Below are 4,429 nucleotides of genomic sequence, written 5' to 3'. Positions count from 1 at the left end.
CCAAATTGCTTTAGAAAGTGTTTCAAAATATCTTCGATGTCATATTCTTTCCCATACTCATTTATGGCAGTCTCCAAATTTAGCAGGGCGTTTATGTACGTAGAATCGTTGTTGCTCAGCTCTTTCACCTGTTGCATATAGTTTTTGCTTATTTTGTGCACATCTATCAGTCTAGTTTTTACGCCAATTCGTTTAAATCGCACTTTTTCACTTTTTTGCTCAACTCTTTTTGGTTTTTCACATGAAAGATTTTTTACAGAGTTTTTCTCTAAAGAGTTCTTAGAATTCTCTTTATTTATATTGCTTATATTAGCTTTATTAACAACGTCCGGTGTTTGCACATGCGAAATTATACCCATACGATTTTTATGAAGTTGTTCATTAGTTTTGTTTTCTATTTTTTCTGTTATAAATTTTGTAGTTTTTGAATTTATATTTTTGGGTTCGTTATCAAAAGGTTCGTTAAGATCGAAATTTCCAATTATGATTTTATCTTTTAAATTATCTTGTAGCATTTGTGTTAGATATTCTAATATCGCGTCTTTATGTGTAGGCATTAGTTCCATATTTTGCACATAATAAGCAACACTTCCTTTTCCTTTTCCAAATCTTATGATTTTAGATTTTATTAGATTTAGATTATTGAGTAGCTTTATGTCTAATTCTAGTGTGCGTTTACATACTTTTTTTGCAGCATCATTTTCTAATAATTTAAGTACTATTTTTTGGATATCACAAGCTGAATATTCTTCAATTCCCATTGATTGTTTATAATTTGTATTTTTAGTATTGATTGCCCAATAAATTTTAATTATTCTGTTATATCGTTTTAGCATCTTGATTATTTGCAATTTAACATATGACATTCGTATTGTTTGACTATTATTGGGATCTTTATGAATATTTAGTTCTACAAGGCTTTTTAATATTGCATTTATTTGACCTTCTGGGTCTTGAAATTTGAAATTCTTATTATCTTTTGGTATACTTAGCATAGTTTCGATTTTTTATTTTGTCCAAAGTTTAGATTTTCTTTTTTTAAAGAATCTTTGGACTTTAATTTGTATACTATTATATACAAATATTTCACTCTTGACTAGTTTTGCGGTAGGGGTGATTTTTTTATACACTATTCTTTTTGTTGAATAAACTTTAGAAACAATTTTTGTGAAATTTTTATTTATATAGTAAAAAAATATGTCATAATTAGTATTTAAGATGTTATTTCGCATCATAAATACTAATTTTAAATTAATGCAATTTGATTGTCAATTAATATTGACTAACATTAGTTATATAATCCTAAATATTAGGTAAATAATATTTTTAGAATTATTTTTAATTTTTATATATATTAAATATTTTTTTTTATTTGTTGTGTTGCAATTTGTAGCAATTATTTTTTTTTGCTTCTTTTTGGACTAAATAATTTAATGTATTTTTTACTTCTTTGAGTAATTTTATTTGAATCTGTTCTTGTTGTGTTTCTTGGATGTTTTGTATCTTTTGTTGTAGCTTTGATATTGTTTGATCTTTGTTGCGAATTTCTTTTTGTGTTTCTTCTTTTATATTTTGAATTTCTTTTCGAGTTTGTTCTTCTATATTTTGAATTTTTTGTTGAGTTTGTTCTTCTATGTTTTGAATTTTTTCTGTTAATTCTAAAAATGCTTTAATAAATTTTGTTGTATTGCGGTTATTGGTCTTAATTTGTTGTATAGCCTCTATTGGAGGTATTGTATGATGTATATCATATTTACTTATCTCTTGATTTATAATTTCTAATTTTTGTTCAATAATTTCTTTAGTATTTATTTTGTTTGTCTTAAATTTTATATCTACTGTTAAATGATATATTATGTCTTCTGGAATATATCTTACTTCTTTGTATTTGACATATGCATTTAGTATAGTTGCTTTCCTGCAAAGAGTCGGGGTATCAGTTTTAAAATTGAAATTTTCTTTTAGAATTTTTACTACTTCGCCAATTTTATACAACTTTATAGTACTAATTTTTATCATTGTTTTATCTCCTTATAATATTTTACATACTATTATAACTAAAGGTTAATCTTTGGTGAAAGATCGATTTATTGTCTTATGTTTGTTAGTATTTACTCGTTAATAAAAATTATATTACTAATAATATTGACTAATTTTTATTTATTGTTTATGGTAATAATATTGTATATTTTTCAGTTGGTACTAATATATACATTGATTTATTTCCGAGATGAAAAGAGCAAATTACTTTGCTTTTGTTGATTTTAATTAAATAAAGTTAGGTTAAGAATGGTAAAGTAATTTTGTTTGTCATTTTCAAGGGTAACAGGAGGGGATTTAGGTGGCTAATAATCTTAAGAAACAACTAAATATCATTGGAACTGTTGTAACAGGAATAGTGATTTGTGTTTCAGGATTGGGAACCTATGCTTTTCAAGGATTTTTAGCTGAACTTAAGAAAGATCTTCTCGAAGAATTACGTGTTGAATCTGAAAACAGACTGAAGAATGAATTTGAATCCCTTAAAAATTTTTTCAAACAAGATTTTAAAAAGGATATTCAAAAATTGAATTTGGAAAGTAAAGAGATGATATCAGAAGTAGAAACTCTTCTGTTCAAAGAAAGACTAAAAATTAAGCGTGCATTCAAAGAAGAATTGGACAAATGTTTTGATTCTTTGAAGAGGGTAGGGGAAGAAGTAAACAGAGTAGGGGAAGAAGTAAACGATGAAAAATAAATTGTTTGTTTTTATTTACAATTTTGCATATAACGTCTTGAAAGATCATTTTATAAAAAAATATAAATCAGAATTGCTCGAAAGTGCTGTTCCATTGAAAAATTCTTCTTATCAAGTGTATGAAAAAATCAAAGAAATAGAAAAACACAGGCTAGTAGTTCCTTTTCAATATAATTTCAAAGAACAAAATAGTGCTATTTGTAAGTTTGGATGTTATTTCTTATGTATTTTGTTTATTTCTTTTGTGGTAAAAGAGATAAAAGACAAGATTGAAAAATGTTTCGATAAATTCGAAGTTGATTTGCTTTTTAAAAGTCTTGCTGATGCTGGATGTTTAAAAGATGTCAATTCGTATGTTCTTGATCCAAATTTAATATTCAAAAGTCTTGGAATTAGTGATGATATTCATTATCTCGATGTACACTACTCCCCTACTGAATATGATCCTGATAGTTGTGATATTTTAATTGGTAAATATAAAGATAGTAAAAGTGATTTATATCATTTTGTGATTATTGATAATGATTTAAATTCTGTTATTTGGGATTCACTTGGTAGTTCCAAAGCTGTAAATGATGGTGTTCTTGAATCTTTACGAGTATTTAAAATTAGTGATTCGTCTATTGTTAATGGCGTTAGGCAAAGACTTGCTTTGTATCGTGAGCAGTTTAATAGAGCATGAAAAAAAATTTATTTTGGGAGGTTTAAAGTGAGTGCAATAAAAAATGTAAATAAACTTTTTGATGCGGTAGTAGCAAAAGATTCTTTACTTGCAGAATTTGATGGTTTTATAGGAGAGTCTAATACTAATCTTGTACGTGAAGGTATGAAATTTACAAGTAACATTCTTAATTTTATTTACTATATCAAGAATGAAATTGCAAAAAACAATGAAGACAAACGTGCATTTGAAATACTTAATTCTAAACTTCAAGGAGCGCTTGATGTAGCTATTGATGCTTGCAGGGCTTTAGAAGATGGTGAGAATTGGGATGAGTATGATAAGCTCATTAAGCTTAGAGGTCAAATTGCTAGTGAGATATTACAAAAAGTTCAAACTGAATCATTATAGGTATAAGCGTTTATGAATAGATTTATTGTAAATAAAAGTTATTTGTTGTCTTTGTTTTTGGTAGTCATATTATTGTCTTGTAAAGGTATTGCAAGTCTGCCTGTTGAACCTGTACTACTAGAGAAAAATGATCCTGTAAGTTTGGCTATTGATGAGGCTGCGTTATTTCAGTATGCATTAAGTCTCAATTTGTGGCTTCTTGATACTAAAGAGTATGTTGATCGTTATTACAAAAGGGACAAATTTCCATATTTTGAACCTTTTGATCCTACATACCAAGGTGATGCTGGTGAATTAGGAATTACTAAGAGAATTGCTTATTACAAACGTTATATAGAAGGAACAAAACCTATTGCTGTTTCTGTGTATCGTAAATATACCCAGGTGTACTTAGAGGAGTAGGGGAAAATATAGTGAATTTGCAACAAGAAGTTGAATTAGAAACTGGATTAGAAGAAGGAGAATCATTAGATTTGGGTACAGATGCTCCTTCTTCTGATGATTTGGTTTCCACAGTGTCTAATGAACCTTCTGAATTTGTTGATGCAGAATTAATATCATCTAATGATGATTCTGATTCTTCTGATTCTGGTTCTTCTGATTCTAATGATTCTGATTCT

General features: G+C 27.3%; 7 protein-coding genes. 5 read left to right on the top strand and 2 right to left on the bottom strand.

Translation table 11 applies throughout. From position 1 onward, the window contains the following. Window positions 1-995, bottom strand: a 995-nt coding sequence (locus U880_RS0106835) for a plasmid maintenance protein (RefSeq protein ID WP_024655309.1), incomplete at its 3' end; no start/stop codon positions are given. Between the two features lie 373 nt (window positions 996-1,368). After that, complete coding sequence (locus U880_RS0106830) at window positions 1,369-2,019, bottom strand: DUF3450 domain-containing protein (RefSeq protein WP_024655308.1); 651 nt, start codon at window positions 2,017-2,019, stop codon at window positions 1,369-1,371. Window positions 2,020-2,341: 322 nt separating this feature from the next. On the opposite strand from U880_RS0106830, the gene U880_RS0106825 reads away from it, so the two are divergent. The 5 genes from U880_RS0106825 to U880_RS10360 all read left to right on the top strand — a co-directional run. Then, the gene (locus U880_RS0106825; RefSeq protein ID WP_024654489.1) at window positions 2,342-2,737 is read left to right on the top strand and encodes a hypothetical protein; all 396 of its coding nucleotides are present in this window, start codon (window positions 2,342-2,344) and stop codon (window positions 2,735-2,737) included. Next, window positions 2,727-3,419 (top strand): DUF261 family protein, encoded by a 693-nt coding sequence (locus U880_RS0106820; protein ID WP_024654490.1) that lies wholly within the window; start codon window positions 2,727-2,729, stop codon window positions 3,417-3,419. Before U880_RS0106825 ends, U880_RS0106820 begins: the two co-directional genes overlap by 11 nt. Window positions 3,420-3,446: 27 nt before the next feature. Further along, window positions 3,447-3,809: a hypothetical protein gene (locus U880_RS0106815; protein WP_024654491.1), complete on the top strand. Its 363-nt coding sequence runs from the start codon at window positions 3,447-3,449 to the stop codon at window positions 3,807-3,809. Between the two features lie 12 nt (window positions 3,810-3,821). Next, a complete protein-coding gene (locus tag U880_RS0106810; RefSeq protein ID WP_024654492.1) occupies window positions 3,822-4,211 on the top strand; it encodes a BBA14 family lipoprotein in 390 nt (129 codons plus the stop codon). A gap of 11 nt (window positions 4,212-4,222) precedes the next feature. Next, window positions 4,223-4,429: hypothetical protein (locus U880_RS10360; protein WP_024654493.1), on the top strand; the 207-nt coding region annotated here is incomplete at its 3' end.

Origin of the sequence: Borrelia hispanica CRI, assembly GCF_000500065.1 — a bacterium.
GTDB lineage: Bacteria > Spirochaetota > Spirochaetia > Borreliales > Borreliaceae > Borrelia > Borrelia hispanica.
The sequence above is the reverse complement of the archived record's forward strand: the minus strand, read 5'-3'. Positions and strand labels throughout refer to the sequence as shown.